This is a genomic window from Reichenbachiella versicolor, assembly GCF_003171675.1.
GTDB lineage: Bacteria > Bacteroidota > Bacteroidia > Cytophagales > Cyclobacteriaceae > Reichenbachiella > Reichenbachiella versicolor.
The window spans coordinates 258,986-277,945 of record NZ_QFZQ01000006.1 but is presented as its reverse complement, the minus strand read 5'-3'; the positions used below and the strand labels follow the sequence as shown (position 1 = coordinate 277,945).

The 18,960-nt window shown below is 37.6% G+C and carries 19 protein-coding genes; 8 read left to right on the top strand and 11 right to left on the bottom strand.

The annotated features are described in order from the left end of the window. Nucleotide 1: 1 nt before the first annotated feature. From nhaD to DKG80_RS13790, 9 genes are all read right to left on the bottom strand, one after another. Complete coding sequence (gene nhaD, locus DKG80_RS13830) at nucleotides 2-1,273, bottom strand: sodium:proton antiporter NhaD (RefSeq protein WP_109831944.1); 1,272 nt, start codon at nucleotides 1,271-1,273, stop codon at nucleotides 2-4. A 153-nt stretch (nucleotides 1,274-1,426) separates the two neighbouring features. Then, a complete protein-coding gene (ygiD, locus tag DKG80_RS13825; RefSeq protein ID WP_245907013.1) occupies nucleotides 1,427-2,290 on the bottom strand; it encodes a 4,5-DOPA-extradiol-dioxygenase in 864 nt (287 codons plus the stop codon). A 13-nt stretch (nucleotides 2,291-2,303) separates the two neighbouring features. Then, on the bottom strand, nucleotides 2,304-2,735 hold the full coding sequence (locus DKG80_RS13820) for a GlcG/HbpS family heme-binding protein (protein ID WP_109831943.1): 432 nt from the start codon (nucleotides 2,733-2,735) through the stop codon (nucleotides 2,304-2,306). A gap of 55 nt (nucleotides 2,736-2,790) precedes the next feature. After that, nucleotides 2,791-3,162 (bottom strand): SnoaL-like domain-containing protein, encoded by a 372-nt coding sequence (locus DKG80_RS13815; RefSeq protein WP_109831942.1) that lies wholly within the window; start codon nucleotides 3,160-3,162, stop codon nucleotides 2,791-2,793. Nucleotides 3,163-3,250: 88 nt separating this feature from the next. Next, entirely contained in the window at nucleotides 3,251-3,826 is a 576-nt protein-coding gene (locus DKG80_RS13810; RefSeq protein ID WP_109831941.1) for a Crp/Fnr family transcriptional regulator, read from the bottom strand. A gap of 83 nt (nucleotides 3,827-3,909) precedes the next feature. Then, complete coding sequence (locus DKG80_RS13805) at nucleotides 3,910-5,250, bottom strand: hypothetical protein (protein ID WP_109831940.1); 1,341 nt, start codon at nucleotides 5,248-5,250, stop codon at nucleotides 3,910-3,912. Between the two features lie 124 nt (nucleotides 5,251-5,374). After that, nucleotides 5,375-5,848 (bottom strand): response regulator, encoded by a 474-nt coding sequence (locus tag DKG80_RS13800; RefSeq protein ID WP_109831939.1) that lies wholly within the window; start codon nucleotides 5,846-5,848, stop codon nucleotides 5,375-5,377. 4 nt (nucleotides 5,849-5,852) lie between these two features. Further along, nucleotides 5,853-7,226, bottom strand: a complete 1,374-nt coding sequence (locus DKG80_RS13795) for an ATP-binding protein (RefSeq protein ID WP_109831938.1) — start codon at nucleotides 7,224-7,226, stop codon at nucleotides 5,853-5,855. Between the two features lie 2 nt (nucleotides 7,227-7,228). Further along, nucleotides 7,229-8,650, bottom strand: a complete 1,422-nt coding sequence (locus DKG80_RS13790) for an SLC13 family permease (protein WP_109831937.1) — start codon at nucleotides 8,648-8,650, stop codon at nucleotides 7,229-7,231. A gap of 1,028 nt (nucleotides 8,651-9,678) precedes the next feature. Between DKG80_RS13790 and DKG80_RS13785 the strand changes: the two genes are divergently transcribed. The 3 genes from DKG80_RS13785 to DKG80_RS13775 are packed head-to-tail and all read left to right on the top strand — an operon-like array spanning nucleotide 9,679 to nucleotide 12,238. Further along, nucleotides 9,679-10,494: a hypothetical protein gene (locus DKG80_RS13785; RefSeq protein ID WP_109831936.1), complete on the top strand. Its 816-nt coding sequence runs from the start codon at nucleotides 9,679-9,681 to the stop codon at nucleotides 10,492-10,494. A 47-nt stretch (nucleotides 10,495-10,541) separates the two neighbouring features. Further along, nucleotides 10,542-11,369 (top strand): hypothetical protein, encoded by an 828-nt coding sequence (locus tag DKG80_RS13780; protein WP_221409131.1) that lies wholly within the window; start codon nucleotides 10,542-10,544, stop codon nucleotides 11,367-11,369. Between the two features lie 56 nt (nucleotides 11,370-11,425). After that, nucleotides 11,426-12,238, top strand: coding sequence for a hypothetical protein (locus DKG80_RS13775; RefSeq protein WP_162555883.1), 813 nt, complete (start codon nucleotides 11,426-11,428; stop codon nucleotides 12,236-12,238). Nucleotides 12,239-12,786: 548 nt separating this feature from the next. Here the strand turns inward: DKG80_RS13775 and DKG80_RS13770 are convergent. Both DKG80_RS13770 and DKG80_RS21180 read right to left on the bottom strand, forming a co-directional pair. Continuing rightward, nucleotides 12,787-12,987 carry a hypothetical protein gene (locus DKG80_RS13770; RefSeq protein ID WP_109831933.1) on the bottom strand — a complete coding sequence of 67 codons (201 nt, stop codon included), beginning with the start codon at nucleotides 12,985-12,987 and terminating at the stop codon, nucleotides 12,787-12,789. Between the two features lie 348 nt (nucleotides 12,988-13,335). After that, nucleotides 13,336-13,641 carry a hypothetical protein gene (locus DKG80_RS21180; protein WP_162555882.1) on the bottom strand — a complete coding sequence of 102 codons (306 nt, stop codon included), beginning with the start codon at nucleotides 13,639-13,641 and terminating at the stop codon, nucleotides 13,336-13,338. A gap of 612 nt (nucleotides 13,642-14,253) precedes the next feature. Between DKG80_RS21180 and DKG80_RS21175 the strand changes: the two genes are divergently transcribed. The 5 genes from DKG80_RS21175 (at nucleotide 14,254) to DKG80_RS13750 (ending at nucleotide 18,909) form a co-directional block, all read left to right on the top strand. Then, complete coding sequence (locus tag DKG80_RS21175) at nucleotides 14,254-14,421, top strand: hypothetical protein (protein ID WP_162555881.1); 168 nt, start codon at nucleotides 14,254-14,256, stop codon at nucleotides 14,419-14,421. A 132-nt stretch (nucleotides 14,422-14,553) separates the two neighbouring features. Next, nucleotides 14,554-15,915 (top strand): tetratricopeptide repeat protein, encoded by a 1,362-nt coding sequence (locus tag DKG80_RS13765; protein WP_109831932.1) that lies wholly within the window; start codon nucleotides 14,554-14,556, stop codon nucleotides 15,913-15,915. A gap of 505 nt (nucleotides 15,916-16,420) precedes the next feature. After that, nucleotides 16,421-17,440, top strand: a complete 1,020-nt coding sequence (locus tag DKG80_RS13760) for a DUF6973 domain-containing protein (protein ID WP_109831931.1) — start codon at nucleotides 16,421-16,423, stop codon at nucleotides 17,438-17,440. A gap of 10 nt (nucleotides 17,441-17,450) precedes the next feature. Next, on the top strand, nucleotides 17,451-17,813 hold the full coding sequence (locus DKG80_RS13755) for a hypothetical protein (RefSeq protein ID WP_109831930.1): 363 nt from the start codon (nucleotides 17,451-17,453) through the stop codon (nucleotides 17,811-17,813). Nucleotides 17,814-18,696: 883 nt separating this feature from the next. After that, nucleotides 18,697-18,909 carry a helix-turn-helix domain-containing protein gene (locus tag DKG80_RS13750; protein ID WP_109831929.1) on the top strand — a complete coding sequence of 71 codons (213 nt, stop codon included), beginning with the start codon at nucleotides 18,697-18,699 and terminating at the stop codon, nucleotides 18,907-18,909. Nucleotides 18,910-18,960: the final 51 nt, after the last annotated feature.

Below are 18,960 nucleotides of genomic sequence, written 5' to 3'. Positions count from 1 at the left end.
TCTAGAGATAATACATTAAATACCAAGTACCGACAGCTCCAAGATATCCTAACAATGCTGGAATAGAACCTCTTCTTAGGTATTCATTAAAAGTCAGAGATTTTACTTGCCCCATAGCAGCTACACCAGCAGCAGACCCTATCACCAAGATACTACCACCAGTACCAGCTGTGATAGCTAGTAAAATCCAATATATGAAGTCGATCCCCTCAGGTAGCATTTTGATCACAGCCGCGGTCAAAGGCACATTGTCAAATAAAGAAGATAAAAGACCCAACGTTGTATGTCCTGTTATGATGGCATTTGGATCATTAAGAACATTGTTTCCAAAAATACCGTCAGCGATAAGATTTAAAATACCTGCATACTTCAAGGCATCCACTGCCAACAATATTCCTACAAAGAAAAATATGGTAGCCATGTCTATGTGTTTTACAAGGTTGACAATATCTCCAGCCTTTTTCTTGAGCTTACCTCTTTTCAATCTATAGTCGATCACTATCGCTACGATCCCCATGCCGAATATGATGCCAAAGAAAGGAGGCAAGTGAAGTATATTGATCAAAACTGCAATGCCAAATGTTGCAAAACCGGCGATAATCAATCCCCATTGAGTAGGTAAGTCTTTATTGTGATCCTGTCCTTCGCGCTCTTCATATTGAACCTGTGCAGTTAATATGGCTTGTGGAACGATCCATGCTACTAAGGAAGGTACGATTCCGTAAATCACAATTTGCCAAGCGGTGAACTTACCAGCCAGCCAAAGCATAATTGTGGTGACATCACCAACTGGAGACATGGCTCCACCAGCATTGGCAGCTATGATAGTGTTGATCACGAATATGTTGAAGTTCTCTTTTTTGATGTACAGATATCGTCCGATATGGATCATGACTAAAGTACTCGTCAAGTTGTCAAGAATCGCAGATGCAAAGAATGCGATCAAACCAAGTATCCAAAATAGTAGCCTGTTCGAGATATTGAACTTCATCAGATTGACCTCTACCCAAGTAAAGAACCTGAAGTGACCGAGCATTTCTACAATAGTCATGGCTCCCATTAGAAAGAAAACCAGTTCAAATATTTCCGCAAAAGAATGTTTGATGGGACCATGAAGTTCGTCATGGGTTTCGCCATACGCGACGACCATCCACATAGTAGCCCCCATGAATAGAGCTATCCAGCTTTTGTTGATTTCAAATTTGTGTTCGAGAGCGATAAATAGAAAGCCAATCGCAAAAATGGCGATGAGAATGATAGAAGATGGATTCATTTAAATAATGTAGTAGTAAAATGAAGTCGCAAAGCTATCAAAACTACATAGTTGATAGTATGATGAATTCCATTAAAAACGTTGATAGAGCTGTTTTTATAAACTTTTTCTCTATTCGTGATTGGAGTTGGTTTAATGAATATTGTGGTGTTATTAAGATATAATAAAAGATCTCATAGACATTGACCCCATTTCTATTGACTCGTTAAAATAATGAACTTGGTTAGACTCTTGTAAAAGAGCTGCTATATAGAGCATAGGTAAATAATGTTCCATCGTAGGAACAGACATTTTTGCACTCATTCCATACTTGTTTATTTGTATTAAACTGTTAATATCTCTTTGATCGATAGAGTTTTTAATTTTTTGATCAAACTCTATGGCCCAGTCATAAGGTTCGTCAGAGTTCCATTTTGCATAAGGGAGATTGTGTACAATATTTCCGCTTCCGATTATCAATACTCCTTTTTTTCTTAAGAAGTCGAGTTCTTTGGCTAGTTCGAAATGTTCAGCAAGAGACATTCTGTAGTCAAGACTAAGTTGAAAAACGGGTACGTTAGCTTCAGGAAACATTTTGACTAGTACTGACCAAGTGCCATGATCAAGACCCCATTCATGATCTTCCTCTACTGTTCGGTATTGTATTTTGTCAATTACAGATTGAGCTATATTAGGCGAACCAGGAGCAGGGTATTGCATGTCGAATAGAGCTTTTGGGAAACCTCCAAAGTCATGAATGGTTTTTGGTCGTTCTACCATTGTGACCTTAGTCCCTTTAGTTTCCCAATGCGCTGAAATACACATTATAGCTTTTGGGTGCATACCTTTGGACATCAATCGCCACCCCATCGTGATATCGTTTTCTAATATCGCATTCATAGGGTTACCATGTCCTACAAAGAATGCAGGCATTTTTGGGGTGTCACCCCAGTCTTCAGCTGCTTTCGCTAGTCCTTTCACACCTATACCTGTCAATATTGTGCCCCCCATCGTTTTTATAAAATCAATTCTATTCATTACTTGAAAAATTTTAAGGTTGAGCAATCATTCCCATAGAACGAACCGCATGAAGTATACATTCTTCGTCTCTCTCTGATGAATCACCGCTGACTCCTATAGCACCTAGTAAATCTCCATTACTATTTCTTATTAGTACGCCTCCTTGGGTGGGGACGACTCTACCTCCAGACATCACAGATAGTGAATGTACAAATGATTGCATCTTTTCTGAAGATTGAACCATGTTGGCAAATCCTCTGGTACCAAATCCCATCCCTAGTGCTCCCCAAGCTTTTCCATACGCTATATCAAATCTCAGGATGCCACAGTCCTCATGTCTGAGAGTACATAATATATGGCCTCCTCTGTCGAGTACTACTGCTGTCAAGGGGTTGTATTGACGGTGTTCTCCGTAGGCTATTACTTTATCACAAAGTGATATTGCTTCTTTAAGTTTCAGCATTAGTAGTTGAATTAGGTCTCAAAGTTGGTTTTAGGCCAGCTTTGAGACCGTGTGATCATTTATTGTAGTAAAATTTCTCATTGACAATCTGACCGTCATACCATCTTTGTATAGATACTTGAGTGAAGTTGCGAGTTCCCCAGTCTTTGTGGGTGAAGTCAAACTTCCATTCTACAACTGATATTTCATCGCTTATAATTACGTTTTGGACTACAGCACTTCTGAACTCTGTGATTCCTTTTACGAATACTTCTTCGTTTATACGACAAGCAGTTTTTCCTATAGTAGGCTGGTCTTCATTCTCTTGCATAGTGACGTTTTCTGCATAGAATTTGTCAAATGCGGTCAATATTTCTCCATTCATGATCATCCTGTTGAGCGCTGTTACTCTATCTTTTAGACTTGTGTCGATTAATTTACTTTCCATTGTTTCACTTTTTTGATTGGTGATGAAACAAAGGTGAATAATCCGTTAGAGTGATTTTTTGATGTATGTTAAGAAAGCAGATTTAGGCTTATCGATTAACCTTACGTATTCGACTCAGGCTTTCTGGTGTGATTCCAAGATATGATGCTATATGGATTAAAGGTACTCTCTGTGCGATATCAGGTTGTTCTTTGATGAGCTTAGCATATCGTATATCTGCCGTCTCTGTCAGTGATTTGTCCAGACGACGAGCTGTAGCTACATACGCAGACTGGAAAAGTTGTCGAAAGTAACGTTCCATAGCAGGTACATCTAGGTATAATTTTTCTAATCGGTCTAATGAAATTCGAAGAATGGTACTCGCCTCTATGGAGTCGATAAAGTGAGTGGCAGACGAGCTAGTTAAAAAACCATGTAAGTCTGATATCCAATGATTTTCAAAAGCCAGTTGTGAGACATGTTCTACACCTTTTTCGTCAATAAAGAAAGAACGCATACAACCTTTAGTAATGAAATAGGCGTACCTAGAGTGGTCTCCAGCGGATAGCAGTCGTTGTTTTTTGTGTAGTTGAAACTCTTCAAAAGCGTATTTGATATGCTCTTCTTCTAGAGCAGAAAGGGAGACTTTAGATTGAAGGTGATCGATTAGAGACGAAATTGACATTTTCGAATCTAGTCAATCTGTAGAAACAGAAAAAGCCTTCCCATCGCTGCGAAGGCTTTGTGTTAAATATAGAAGTATGATCTTTAAGACTTTAAGACGATTGAATATTGAAGTACCGCTAACATTTTATAATCTGTTTGCTTTAAATCCCCAGATTCATTTGCTTCAAAAATAGGCCGGTGTTGAACTCCTAGGCTCAACTTGGAAGAGTGTCCTCTCAGTAGAAAGTTGATTCCATATTCGTATAGTATGGAAGGGTCTGATAGCGCATCGAAATTGCCATAATTAATAGTAGCAAAAGGCATGAATGAGTCCATTTTTTCTATGCTTTTAGCTTTCCATCTATACGCAGCTTGAGCGTAAACAACATCTCCAGTACCCATAGTCGGATATAGATTGCCCTTATTATTGAAAGCAGATCCGTTTGATCCAGTTGCAAAATTATTAGTACCAGAATTTCTTACATAGCCTTTGCCGTAATCGGTATTCAGGTACATCGCATAGAAAGTAAAGGAGGTGTTGTTGTCAGCATCCAGAGGCATATCTATTAAGAAGTCAACCGCCCAATGTTTGATATCGTTGGTAAGAGTATCATATACATCCCCCTCTTGACTAGCACTCCACATGGCCTCATCTTCAAACAAGAATCCTGCACCAAGATTTATAAGCGTTTTTTTGCCAAGATATGACCCGGGAGCAGCTGACCCCATGGCCTCACTATCCTTGAATCGGTACACGAAATATCCAGAAGGCTGAAACCCATCGTGTCTATAGTAGTCAGGGTTTTCAAATTTTGGCTCTGGAGATGGAGCAGAAACAGGGGACATGTAAGGCTTTGCAAAAACCATACAATAGTCGAATTTTCCTACCTGACCTTCTACGAATAAGCTATTTCTTCGAATGATATCGTCTGTTTTATTGATAGTCGCTAAGGCGGTAAGAGGCACTTCGAGTGCTATCATAGTACTCGTACTTAAAGCAGAATATCTGCTTAGTCCATAGTACATGCTTTTCCCAAGTCCAACTTGGAAGTACTTCTTAGCTGTCCACTTTGCATAAGCATCTAATAGCCATAATTCATGTCTATTATAGGTTTGGTTCATATTGTTGATGCCAAACTGAACTTTCCAGTAGATATCTCCCATTTGTGAACTTGCATTAACTCGGAATCTTCTCATCGAGATATCAAATGATTGGTTGACCGATTCCTCGCCTATGGTAGTACCAGGGTTCATGTCGGTGTATCTCATCCAGAGCTGAGTACCGATGAAGTACTTTATTTTACCAAGGTCTCCTATTTGAGTAGAAGGTAGTTTGTAAGTATCTCTATACTGAGCCGCTGCTTTTTGGCTTAAACCAATTAGTACAAGTATTGCGAATAAGACTATAGTGAAAATGAGTCGCTTCGCATATGATATGGTCATGATGTTTGTTTTTTGAATGTGATAGATTGAAAAACAAGGTTGGATCGGACTCTAAGGCACTACACTTCTACACCCATCTCTTTGGAGAGGTGACATAGAAGATAGTGCACACGATGTATTTATATTATTTCAGTAGCTCGAATAACCTTGGCTTATCTAATACTTGAAGGAATGGTTCGTATGGAATCCCCTTCTTAATGATAAATTCCGTCAGCATAGTACTTACTAATTCAACCAAATGTTCTTTTTTCCAAGGCTTCTCGATGTATTTATCGATAGCCGCTTGATTGATAGCTTGGATAGTATCCATGTGAGTGGCTTGACCAGTCAAAAGAATCTTTTTTGTGTCAACAAATCGGAAATCATTGTTAAGTTCGATTAAGAATTCGACTCCAGTTTGAACTGGCATAGCATGATCAGAGACGATCACACCTACATAGTCACCTTCACCATCTATTTCGTTGATCAGTTGTTTAGCCTCAGCAGTAGACTCACACTCTTCGATAGTTATATGGCCTTCGAAAAACGAAAGATGCTCTAGTACTGAGTGTAGTACTTCAGATTGGTCTTCGATGCATAGGATATATATTTTTTCCATGACTTTAAGATTTTGGAATAGAGACTTTAAATGTTGTATTACCTGGCTCAGAAGAAACGGTCACGCTTCCTCCAGCTGCGACGACTATACGTTCGACGATAGACAGTCCTAGGCCCATGCCAAATGAGATGCCACTGACTTTGGTAGTCATCTCAGGTTGGAATATGTTGGTCATAATATCAGTAGGGATACCTGGGCCATTGTCGTGTACGAATATGTCGTATTCATTACTTCGTGTTAGGCTAGTTATGGTTATTTCTGGATCGGTGGTGTTATTTTGGATGAGTACCTCGGCAGCATTCTTGATTAAATTGATCCAGACTTGAATGAATTTACCCTCATTAGCAGTGATGAGCATATTGGTTTCCAAATCCAGTTTTACCTCTATATTATTAGTAAGCGATTTTACTAAAGCCAGAGCTTTTGAAATACTCACATTGAGATCAAATTCTTCAGCTTTCTTATGATCTTGAGCACCCAGTTCCTTGATAGACTTTACGACATGACTTGTATGATCAGCAGCAATAGACATGTCGTGCAGAGCAAGGCCAACTTCCCAGAAGTTGCTCATTTGCTCTAGATCAGAAATATTTCCATTATGGATTATTTGATTTAATTCTTGATCTTCAATATCCAGACGAGCTGCTTTTTTAGCAGCAATATCATCCATCTTGACTTTCTTTTGAATGGCCTTTTTTCTGGATCTTAATTCGGAAGTAGAAAGTTCTTGCCCGTTTTGTAACCCTTTTTCAAAGTACTTGTAAACATTTTTGTCCAGTTGAGAAGAGAAGTAAGCCTTTACTTTTTCAGTAATCCAATTGGTCTTATTGTGAAGTACCCCGATGGCATTGTTCAGTTCATGAGCTAAACCGGCAGCCAATTGACCCAAAGTGGCCATTTTCTCCGCCTTATACAACTGCTTCAGTGCAATGTGTTTTTCAGTCGTACTTTGCACCAGACGCATTTGTCTAAAGTAGATCTCATTGACAATCGACGGTAAGATATGTTTCAAAAATTCATTGTGTTGTTCACTACCCTCTTCCGATAGATCAGACTTGTCGAAGTAATAAACGATACTTGGTTTATCAGCTTTTACAGTTGTATAGCTGGAGCCTTTTGAATAGAAAAAACTATAAATGCCAGCCAACATATGCGGTTTGATCGTGAAGAGATTCATGACCTCATCATTCTCTGGTTGATAATACCCCGATAACTGACCAGATTCCAGATAATAGAGTCTTTGGTTTTGGACTCCCTGTGTCAATATGATATCCCCTTTTTCGAGTACCATACGTTGATCAGGGTTGGAGAATAAATTCTCTTTCAACCAACTTTGACTTGGTCCATCATGCTCCTTGATATGTTGAGCGTCTGTCATACTTAAAAGAAGTTGACCATGTTCAAAATGTATAATAAACCGAATACCGCAGCCAGTCCAATCGCCCCCATGATCAATCCAACTTTAGCCATTTGACCAGTTTTGATTGCCCCAGTAGCATGAGCAAGAGCGTTAGGAGGAGTACTTATAGGCAACGCCATCCCTAATGAAGCCGCTAGTGTAGTTCCTAATACGAGCATTTTAGACCCGCCTAGAGGTTCTATACTGATCACAGTAGTTCCGACCGCTGCGATAATTGGAAGTAGCAAGTTGGCAGTAGCAGTGTTAGACATGAAATTAGCCATAGTAGTAGCTAAAAGAGCCGCAAAACCGATGATCAGAAGCGCAGGGAACTCTGAGAATGGAATACTATTTACAGCATTTTCAGCCAATCCGCTTTTACCTAGAGCCAAGCCTAAGGCAATACCACCAGAGACCAACCAGAGTACATCCCAACTTATTTTCTTTAAATCTTCTTTGGTAATGATGTTGAACATCAAGAATACAGCCACAGGGATCATGGCGACTATGTATGAGTTCATTCCATGTACGAAATCAAATAACCACATTAAGATTGTACCAGCGAAAGTGATATAAACTATGATTGCTTTACGAGTCTTCAGGAATTCACCTTTGATCTCAAGCTTAATCTCTTTTTTTCTAGCAGGAAATAATGTGTTCAGCAATACCCAACCTATGGTCAGCAATACCAATACAAACGGTACACCAAACGCCATCCATTCACCGAAACTAATAGCATCTGTCCCTGTTAAGTACTTCAATGCGATAGCATTAGGAGGAGTACCGATAGGAGTACCCATGCCTCCGATATTTGCAGCTACAGGAATGCAAAGAGCTAGACTAATTCGTCCAGGGTCGTCTTGATCGAAGTATACCAAAACTGGAGCGATGATGGAAAGCATCATAGCGGTGGTTGCCGTATTGCTCATGAACATTGAAAATACAGCTGTAATAGCCATTAGTCCCATGATTATCATACTAGGCTTAGTGCCAAATGGCTTTAAAAGAACTCTAGCTAGGTTTTGGTCAAGTCTATATTTAGTGGAGGCCATCGCTAGGAAGAAGCCTCCCATGAATAGTAAGATGATCGGTGAAGAGAACGTCCCGAAGATGGATTTATAACTGAGTAGCGTACCAAAGCCCTCTACATCTTTATCAGCAATAAGAAAATTGAGTCCCTTGTCCGATATCATGATAAGTTCAAGAACTATAATTAGGATGGAGGTAGCATAGATCGGAATAGGTTCCAATATCCAGAAAAGTGCTGCTAGTACGAATAGTGCAATCACTCGCTGCTCCACTACTGTCATACCCTCTATAGGAAAAGAAGAGGTCGGTAATAAGAGTACTATAATTGGAAGTGCTAGTGAAATGATCCAAATAATTGTCTTTTTGTTGATCATGACGTGCGGTGTTTGTTTATAAATGATAAGGCAAAAGTAGACTTGAGCCATACTGAGGACTGTGTCACAAGTCATTTCAACGACTGACCTTAATCAGCTTGATTTTAAAGTAGTTTAGAGAATTTATATGTATATAGGTATAGGTGACTTACACAGTAACGTGTAAAGTAACAACTGATAGGTATGGCAAAAGTTTGGAAAATTCGTTCCGATCAGTCTATCACATTTGAGATGTTATCATTCTAATTACACAATAGCCTAATGAAGAAATTTTCCACAAAATGCTCTTTAATTATTGGGTTGAGAATGGAGTTTATATAGAGTGGATAGGCTGCTTTTTAGAATTATTTTTCACAAATCACTTTTACTCAAGGCGAATATTGTATTCAGTATTTCTTGGAGCGATACGACCATTCAATTCTGTAATAATTTGATATTCAGTGTGTAGAAGCTCTGGAATGTGTTTTGACTAATGGATTTAGTTTGATTTATTGTTTAGTAAGGTCAATTCCTAACGAAGATCATTTGTAGACCCTAATCTAGGTCAGTGTATTGTTGGTTTAGATAGTCTTAGTTTGTGATTAGTTGGATCGGGCAATTATACCGAGCACTCATAAGCTTCGATCCAGCTACCAGCACAGAATTAAAGAAGCATGTTAGATTTAGTTTGTAAAATGGTCGGTTGAGGAAGGTCTACTCAAAGCGATATCCTTGATTGACCATTTTTAGACATTTAAAAATATTTAAGAAGCTAGTTGATTGGTTGCCTGCGCCTCGTCTGACAAAAGTGTCAGCGGGGCGTTTGGACTTTTTAGACCCTACATTTCCTAGATACGTACTGGACATGAGAACAATTTCTTGACTATGATCAGTTCATTCGGCTAGTTATGTTACTGTCAAGGCGGGATAACTCGTTGATTATTATTATCTTGCTATTCACTTCGGAAAACTATTATCTCGTAAATCCAGTATTACCTTTATTACCTCGTCGGGTTGACCGATTTTTTTGATTATTAAATTTTAGATGGATGATTAGATTAACTACTACTTTTCTAGTGGCCTTTTTGGCTGTTGGAGAATTGGTCTTTGCTCAGGCTGATGCTGAGATGGAGACTAAGATTAAGAATTTTATTTTGACTCAGTATCCTGATGCGGAGTTCAAAAGGTTTGAGAAAAAGAAATGGGGAGATTACATGACTAGTTTTAGAACCGAACAATCACAATGGGGAAAGGCTTCAGCTGCGGCTGACTTCTCTAAGACTGGTGAATGGATAAAAACCATGTATTGGGTACAAAAAAAGTTCCCTGAAGAACTAACAGCAAAACTTAAGAAAGAAGGAATACAGGAAGTAAAGAAAGGCAGTTTTACAGAAAGGCCTGATGGCAAGAATTATTATAAAGTTCAAGACATAAGTGATAAGGTGCTTCTATTTGATGAAAATTATAAAGTCTTAAAGCAAGGTCCATTATCAGAGGGGCTGGTTATCAGCGAAAAGATCAGAAAAGACCTTGAAGAGAGGTTCGAATCCCCATATATCATCGAAGGAAAGATGTATCAGGGTCTTATGCAGTTAGATATCGTTTATAGATTGGATAACTCCTACTATCAGGATGGAAGAGTAGTGTACAGGGATGAGGAGTGGTATTCTACCCAAGCTTACATGCGTGAATACGTAAAATTACCTTTAGAACTAATCATTTTTGTAGATGAGCGAGGAGGAATGGAGAACTTCAGTTGGATCATGCAAAGGTTTTCTCCTACTGAGTCTTATTACGAACTATGGTTCAATGATGGGACTACTCTAATGCTGGATGAAGGATTAAATGACTTAAGTAAAAATTAGAGAATAGATTATCAAAAACATTAACCAACAACAATTGTAATTGAATTATGAAATGTAAAATAAGAGTATTTCTATTATTGTTTTCTTGCTTTTTAATGAATCAGGCTACCGCTCAGAACAGCACTGATGCGGAGACTAAAATCAAACAATACATTAAGCAAAATCATCCAGATGCAGAATTTAAAAACTTTGTCCAGAGAAAATGGGGAGACTACTCTGTTCAATTTAAAACCTCTGAAACAAAATGGGGCAGATGCTCAGCTTCTGGATCATTTGATAAAAAAGGAGAGCTAATAGAAATCTCTTATTGGATATGGAAGCTTCCTCAAGAGATAGTAGATAGAGAAAAGTCTCTAGGCCTGAAGACTATCAAAAAGAAAAATTTCACACTACGTGCAGATGGTCAAAACTACTACTTGGTTCAAGATATTCAGGATAAGATTGTTCTCTTTAATGAAGATTTCAAACGGTTGCGTATGGGACCGATGGAAGAGGGGTTGAAGTTAACAGGGAAAATAAAGAAAGATTTGCATCATAGGTTTGACTCTCCATTTATCCTCTCGGGTAAAAAATTTAATTCTGGTAGACAAACTGATATTCAGCTATCTATCACTTATAGGTTAGATAATTCTTATAATCAAGAAGGCCGTGTCATCTATACTTTAGACGGTGATTGGGTCTCTACATTTGTATATATGAAAGAATATGTGAAGCTACCTCTAGAGTTGATCATGTTTGTCGAAGAACGAGGAGGAATTGAAAACTTCGACTGGATTCAGCAATATTTTTCTCCAGAAGAATCCTATTATGATCTTTGGTTTAAAGATAATACCACATTAAAATTGGACGAAAATTTGAATCCAATAAACAATTAAAGGATTATTCTGACGTTGAAGTATGGCAATTGAGGAATTCAATAACTATGGAAGCAATGAGAAAAATTAAACTAATCATGATGGCTTTGGTTTTTATGGCATCTACTGCTATGGCACAGAGTCAGGACCCAAAACTAGAAAAGGCCAAGGCTTTAATATTAGAAAAATACCCCGAAGCCACTATTAAAAGTGCAAGTGCTAGAAACTGGGGAGGTTACAATATTCAGTTTAGAAGTAAAAAATTTGGCAACTATGTTCATAGTAGCGCTGGTGTTTCTCGAAAAAATCAGTGGGAAGAAACAAGGTTTTACCTTAAAGATGAGTTGTCAAAAGAGTTGGCTCATGCAACGAAAAAAGCAGGGTTAGAAGAGATTCACAATATCCAATACGTAGAGAGAGCTGATGGACAAAATCACTACTTCATAAAAGATGTCAAGGAATATATTGTATTGTTTGACGACAACTATCACCGTATTAAAGGAGGAGTGATGGACAAAGGTGTTGAATTGACCCCAGCTGTTCGAAAAGACTTAAAACATCGTTTTGATGACCCTGTGATATTGACAGGCTACTCAAGTGGTAACTATCCACAATTCTACATTTTGTATAGAAGAGATAATTCTGTCAATCAAGAGGCAAGAGTAACCTATACGACCGATGGACAATGGGTATCTACGAATATCTACATGCGAGATTACACCAAGCTACCTTTCGAGCTTATTTTCTTTGTAGATGAAAAAGGAGGTATCGAGAACTTTAGTTGGATTCAAAAGGTGTCTAAACCAGAAGATACATTTTATGATCTCTGGTTTAAAGATGGAACTAGGATGAAGCTAGATGAAGAATTGAATGTGATCAGTAAAAACTGATAACTCAATTTATTAAAAGGTCAAAAGTGAACGGCCTCTGGTTAGCATAAGTTAATCAGAGGCCGTTTTTATTTGTTCAATCAGTCATCAATAGTAGTCAAATTCCATTTACAGCTATTTTCTAAGTACAAGGGACAGTGTTCGTAATGAAAGAGGTAAAATTTTAAACCTTTCATTTGATGATCAGATACAATGAAGTTTAGCGATAAATTTCATTACCACACAAAAAGTGTCAAGCTTAAAACTGTTTTTGATTCAGAAAGTAAATCAAACTGAGTAGTTCCTTCATCTCTTGATGAAATTATATCCAAAATTCAAATCAATATATTGTCCGAAAGCATTTTCAGGATCTTCATTAAACCTTTTATGCAAAATCCAGTCAATTTTTTATCGGGCTTTTGTGTTGTATTCGGTTTTCACTTGGCTGTATATATAGTCCAAAGCATAAAATAGCGAAAAAATGATTCGAAAAGATACTCCAACCCTTTTGGGTCGGAGAGTATCCATTTACAACAATCATTATTTATCTCATTATGGATGTGGATCTATCAAACATTCTGCATTTCATTGATTTCATGGCTAATAGCATCGGGGACATAGGAAAGTAGTTCGGCTTCACATTCAGCCAGACGCTTTTCGCACTCTAGGTAATGTTTCTCATGATCAGGTAGGTTTCTAAAAAACATGTTGTAAAACGTCAATCTTGAATATAGCTCTAAGAGCTTTTCAATAAAGCTTTCGGTATTCATTCACTAATTTTTTGAAAAATCAATAAGTGGGCGGGGTACGCCGCCACTTTGCTAATAAGTAAATATTAGATGGTCACCCTTCGTACCTAGGGAATGTTACCAACTATACTTAGCTTATCATAAATAATAATGGAACTTAACTCTCTCAAATGCCACTGGTAATGCCAAAGGTAATTTTATTACCTTTTTATCAAAACATATATTGATCTTTTTTTGAAATGGAAAAACAATTTTAGTCAATAACACCTTTTGATCTGATAGCTACCCGACACTTATTAATAGCCTTTAAATGTTTTAATAGCAGTATTTGTTAGAGATCTGGTTTTTTAGTTCGTTTTTTCTAATGAACTAGTCTGTGCTAGACGTGACACCCAGTCTATCTATTAATACGGTCATTAAATTACCATTAACTATTACTTGTCCGAAAAGATGAGACAAACTACACTTCGAGAATACTTCTAATAATGTGAAGTGATCCGGAATCATACACCGCCATCTCTGAAGATATTCTCGCGGCAGTGAAGGAAAGCTATCAGGGATCTCTTCGCTATTGCATCCTCTGACTTTGAGATCTCGGATAGGGTTGAACGCTCTCGCTATCAAACCTTCCGAGATGACGGTTACGTCGATCGGTACATAACTACTACCTGTCATCGTCATCCCAGAAGATTTTCTCGCGGCAGCGAAGAAAAGCTATCAGGGATCACACAGATCTAGTATCAAACTACTCATAATTGGCAAACGGCCTCACCTGAAGAGATCGCCGCGCTGCGCTCGCGAAGACGGTTTTCATTGTGGAGTGTTTTCTATTCTTGTACTAAAAACAACGTCTTTACGAGGAGGCACGACGAAGTAATCTGTCAGAGTGAAGCAGTACCTCACCCGAATAGATCGCTGTGCTGTGCGTAACGAACAATTCATAATATAAAAATACTCCCCCTTTGAAAAGGGGGCTGGGGGGATTAATTCCTCAATCCAAGAAGGTAAGAGTCATAACCTTAGTTGTATTACTTACCAAATCCCCCTTACCCCCTTTAGAAGGGGGAATTAGAAGTCTTAGATTCTGTCTACATAAGCTATCAAAGTAAAGCAGCACCTCTTTAAGAATTCTATAGCACTAGACCTCAAACCGTCAACTTCAAAAGACCCTATTCTGTTATCTTAGCGAGCTACGTTTTTACTAGGCTCTAGACATCCGTGTATACCTTATATATGCAAGCACTCAACATCAACTCGTAAACAATCAATATTTTAAATACATAAACTATGAAAAATTCAATTTTCAAAATCGCCCTATTTCTATTAGTCACTATAGCTACATCATGTCAAGATGACTTTGAAGATTTCGATCCAGATCAACAAGAAATAGAAGAAGCACGATCTACAAGAATTAGAAATTCAAAACCAGCAGACCCAGATGGTAGACATCGATAAATAGGGTTGAAAAGTTGACTACTCGGTCAGTCAACTTTTTGTAAACTTTACTTTATTTAACGTGAAACCGTTAACTTGCAGACAGCATCATTTGAGACTCTATCATTTTTATTCAACATCAAATCACGCTAAATGAACATCAACCCGCTTTATTTTTTGTGGCTTGCATTACTTGCAAGTCTAATTTCATGTGATCGTACCTCAGAGTCTGACGATCTATTTAACCATGCACATCAAATCTATGACCAACACCCTGACTCCGCCTTGCAGATCATCGATAGCGTAAAAAAAGATGCGGAATCATCAGGTAATCTCAGTCTTCTTGGTAAATCTTTTTACCTAGAAGGTATTATAAAAAGAAAAGTATTGAAAGAATATGATCAGGCACTGGTGAGTTATTACAATGCTGCTGAGCTGTTTACAAGAACCGATGAATATCAACAACTAGCAAAGTCTATGAGTAGTATTGGTATTTGCCATTTAGAGACATACAACTATCCTACAGCTTTTCAAAGTTTCATAGAGGAACTAGATATCAGAAAGGAATTAGCAGACAAGAAAGGCGAATCATCTTGCTATATGAATATGGGTATCTCTCTTTTGAGTCTTGAACAGTATGACTCCGCACAGTATTACTTACACAGGTCACTAGCTATCAATCAAAGTCTAGATAGGACATCTTATATAATGATGGCAAGGTTGAATATTGGAAATTGCTTTCTAAAAAGAGACCAATTTGATTCGGCGAACTACTATTATCAAAATGCTCTCGTCCTGGCCGACTTATTACAGGATACTACCCACATGGCTAGAATATATGGAAATTTGGGAGCCTGTCACCTTGAGAAAAAAGAGTATGACTTAGCAAAGCGCTATTTTCATCAAGAGCTATATCTGTCTGTACCAATAGGTAACCCGTATATTATTGCTACTTTTTTAGATTTAGGAGATCTTCATGCTGGAGTTGGAGATCAAGACAGTGCGATACATTACTACACCAAGGCTTCTACACTAGACCCTACTCAGGTAGATTTTCGAATATACAAGGAAGCACTCATGAGGCTAAGAGACTACCATGAGGGAAGGGACGAAATATCGACAGCTTATCACTATAGTAAAACTTGCAATGAAGCATCTATCGTCGAAGATGAGAAAATAGCACTACAAGTAGAACAATATGAGGCTTTCAGGACAGAGCGTGTACATATTCAGCATGAAAAGATAATAGCGGAGAAAAAAGCCATAACTCTTCAAATCCAAGTTTTGTCTCTTATCACTGTAGTGTTATTGATTTCTTTGGCATTGGTCATATTGATCTACTATGCGATCAAGCTCAGACACAGGAGATCGTCACTGCGCCGCACGGTAGATTATCTCAAAGAAAGAGATCGGTTTTTGATAGCGATCAAGAGTCTATATAATCTAAACTTTGAATACTTGACCGAAGTACTCAATCAGCGATCTGCTACAAAAAAGTTCAAGGATATACTGTAGGGGGAAACCAACTAGGTTACTCAAAGTAATCTAGTTGGTTATTCGTTGTGTCCGAAGCTAGAACAGTACAGTCTTAAAAACCCTTCGTACTAGCACAGCGCCGCGATTTGATCAGGTAAGGTACTGCTTCACTCTGTTAGTAATGAATAAGTTTTCTTATTCCCCCTTTTAAAGGGGGTAAGGGGGATTTGTGAAGAAACACAAGTCAAGCAAGACACTTGATATGAATCTACTTTCTGGATTGGTTAATTAAATCCCCCCAGCCCCCTTGTCAAGGGGGAGTGTTTGTTCACTGCTTCACTTTGGCAGATTACTTCACTGCGTTCGTAATGACGAAATATACTTACGTCATAGTAAGAGTACAATTAAAAACAAACACTAAACGTTGTTTGTGAAAAAAATAAATATATTGGCTTTAAAATAATTTCTAAGGACAAGTACGCTAATTCAATGGCTATATAAGCTATTGGTCAGGTGTTTGTAATCAAATAAAATGTATAGCAAAATGAAAACAATTCAATTGTTTATTATGACTGTAATCAGTCTAACGGTCTTATCTTGTTCAGATCAAATAAGCATTTTCGAAAATCAGCAAGAGGGATTAATTAATTTTGAAGGTATTCAAGTTAAACACGGAAAAAGAAGCTCACTAGCTCTAACTACTAATCTAGAAGATTATAAAAGTGAGTATCTATCAAAATTTTCTATTTCTAATGGGAAAACAAATGCAACTTTAGAAAATGTAGAGTATCCTACATTAGATTTCATGGCTGAGATCGAAGAAGAAGAAATGACAAAGTACCCAGATGTTCATAGAATGGATGATTCTGACTTAGAACTAATTCGAAATGATTTTCCAACTCTATCTGACGAGCAAATAGCCCTGAATATAGAGATAATAGAAAAATACTATGATAGTAATCTACAATTTGATGTTTTTCAACATATCATTTCAACTCCAGATTTTGGTACTCAGACTGCTAATAACGAAAGAGCGATGTACTATCCTGGAGGTTTGTGTAATAAAGAGTTTTGGTATCTCTTTGGTAGACCAACTGCCGCTAGTGCAGTAAAAAAAGCAACTGATAAAACATGGGAATTCGTTGATAATGTATACCGAGAAAGGACTGGCAAAACAAGAAGTGATGCGTTTAGGCATGCCATGTGGAATGCATTAATAGCTAAATATTATGCAGGCAAAAAGAAGAGTATAGATAAGGGCATTGATTTAGCTAAAGGTTTTACCAATAGGCATGAAGAGTGTAATGCTGATCAAGGTTCACCATCTTATGACCAAGAGATGGATTATCATAATAATCATGTGGGTCGGGACTATTTCAAAGGAGTAGGTAAGATCAAGAGAAAGAAAAGACGCTTTTGGTTTACAAAAAAATGGCTCGAAGCTCCTAGTGACGAGTCTATGAAAAATTCAATAAAGTTCAAGGCTGATATTGCAGTTAAAGTTTCCGAGGATCTTAATTCCGTTAGGAGAGTCAGTTCAGGTCGTTTAGTATATTTTAGATAAAAGGTTAACTATGAAAAAAAGTATTTTATTACTCTTAGCAGTATTTAGTGCTATCGTTTCTTGTAAGGATGATAATGTTACCAAAGATTTAGAATTAAGGATTAGAAATGTATCAGAGCGTGAACAAGAACTCAAAGTCATAGCAACTTTGAGTAATGACGTTTTAGAATTGTCCATCAAATCAGAAGATACGGTCAGTTACACTTGGAAATCACCAGATACCAAAGGTGAGGGGTCATTTGATTTTATTGTAGGAGATATGAGGTCTACTCAAGGGTATTATTCTAATGGAAATATTTATTTACAAGGGCCATTGTGGGTGACCATGACTGATGACAGTATATATGTCAACTTAGATAGCTTTCAAGAATAAAGAAATCGTAAGGTAACTATCTGAGATCTCATAATAAAAAACCAACTAGATTACTTTGAGTAACCTAGTTGGTTATTCGTTGTGTCCGAAGCCAGAACAGCACAGTCTTAAAGAGCCGTCATCGCGAGCAGAGCGCGGCGATCTGATCAGGTGAGTTACTGCCTGACTCTGTTAGTAATGAATAAGTTTTCTTATTCCCCCTTATAAAAGGGGGTAAGGGGGATTTGTGAAGAAACACAAGTCAAGCAAGGCACTTGATATGAATCTACTTTCTGGATTGGTTAATTACATCCCCCCAGCCCCCTTGTCAAGGGGGAGTGTTTGTTCAGAGGATGAGACAAACCATAAAATGAAACTCTATATGTAATAGTATTCTTCTACTAACTGCTTTAAAGTTTCATTGTGCCTAAAAATCATTTTTGAGTCGTGCATATTTTTTTGGCAACGAAATAAATATGCGTGGTTGCTTTTTTTCATTTACGCATATATGCGTAAGGTGGTCACGCATATATGCGTGGTTCATTTTTAAGTCACGCATATTTTTTTCTAAATCTCAACCACGCATATTTTTTTCAAACCCACTCACGCATATTTTTTTCCAAATCTCAACCGCGCATATTTTATTTCAAATCTCAACCACGCATATTTTATTTCGAATCCCAACCACGCATATTTTATTTCAAAACTCAACCACGCATATTTTATTTCAGATCCTAACCACGCATATTTTTTTCTAAATCTTGATTACGCATATTTTTTTCCAAAACCTAACCACGCATATTAAATATTTAATAAAAAGTAAAAAAAGTTGTCGAGGAGGCCTGTTTTTAATGAAATCATTACTTAATTCGCATAATTAATTCAACCAGTTAATCAATTAGCTATGACTACAAACCAAGCCAGTGCCAGAATATTCAGGTACGTAAGGAATTTCCGAAAACTAAATCAGAAACAACTAGCCGTCAAACTAAGAGTCAATCAGTCTACTATCTCTAAGGTAGAACAGGCAAAACATTTTCCTAGTCCGATAGTTTTGAAACGTTTAGAAGAATACATGAATACAAGTTTTGCTGATTTGGCTAGACTAGCTCGTTAATTTCTTCTACTCTAAGCACCGAGACATTAGTCGACAGGTTCTTAGTGCGTT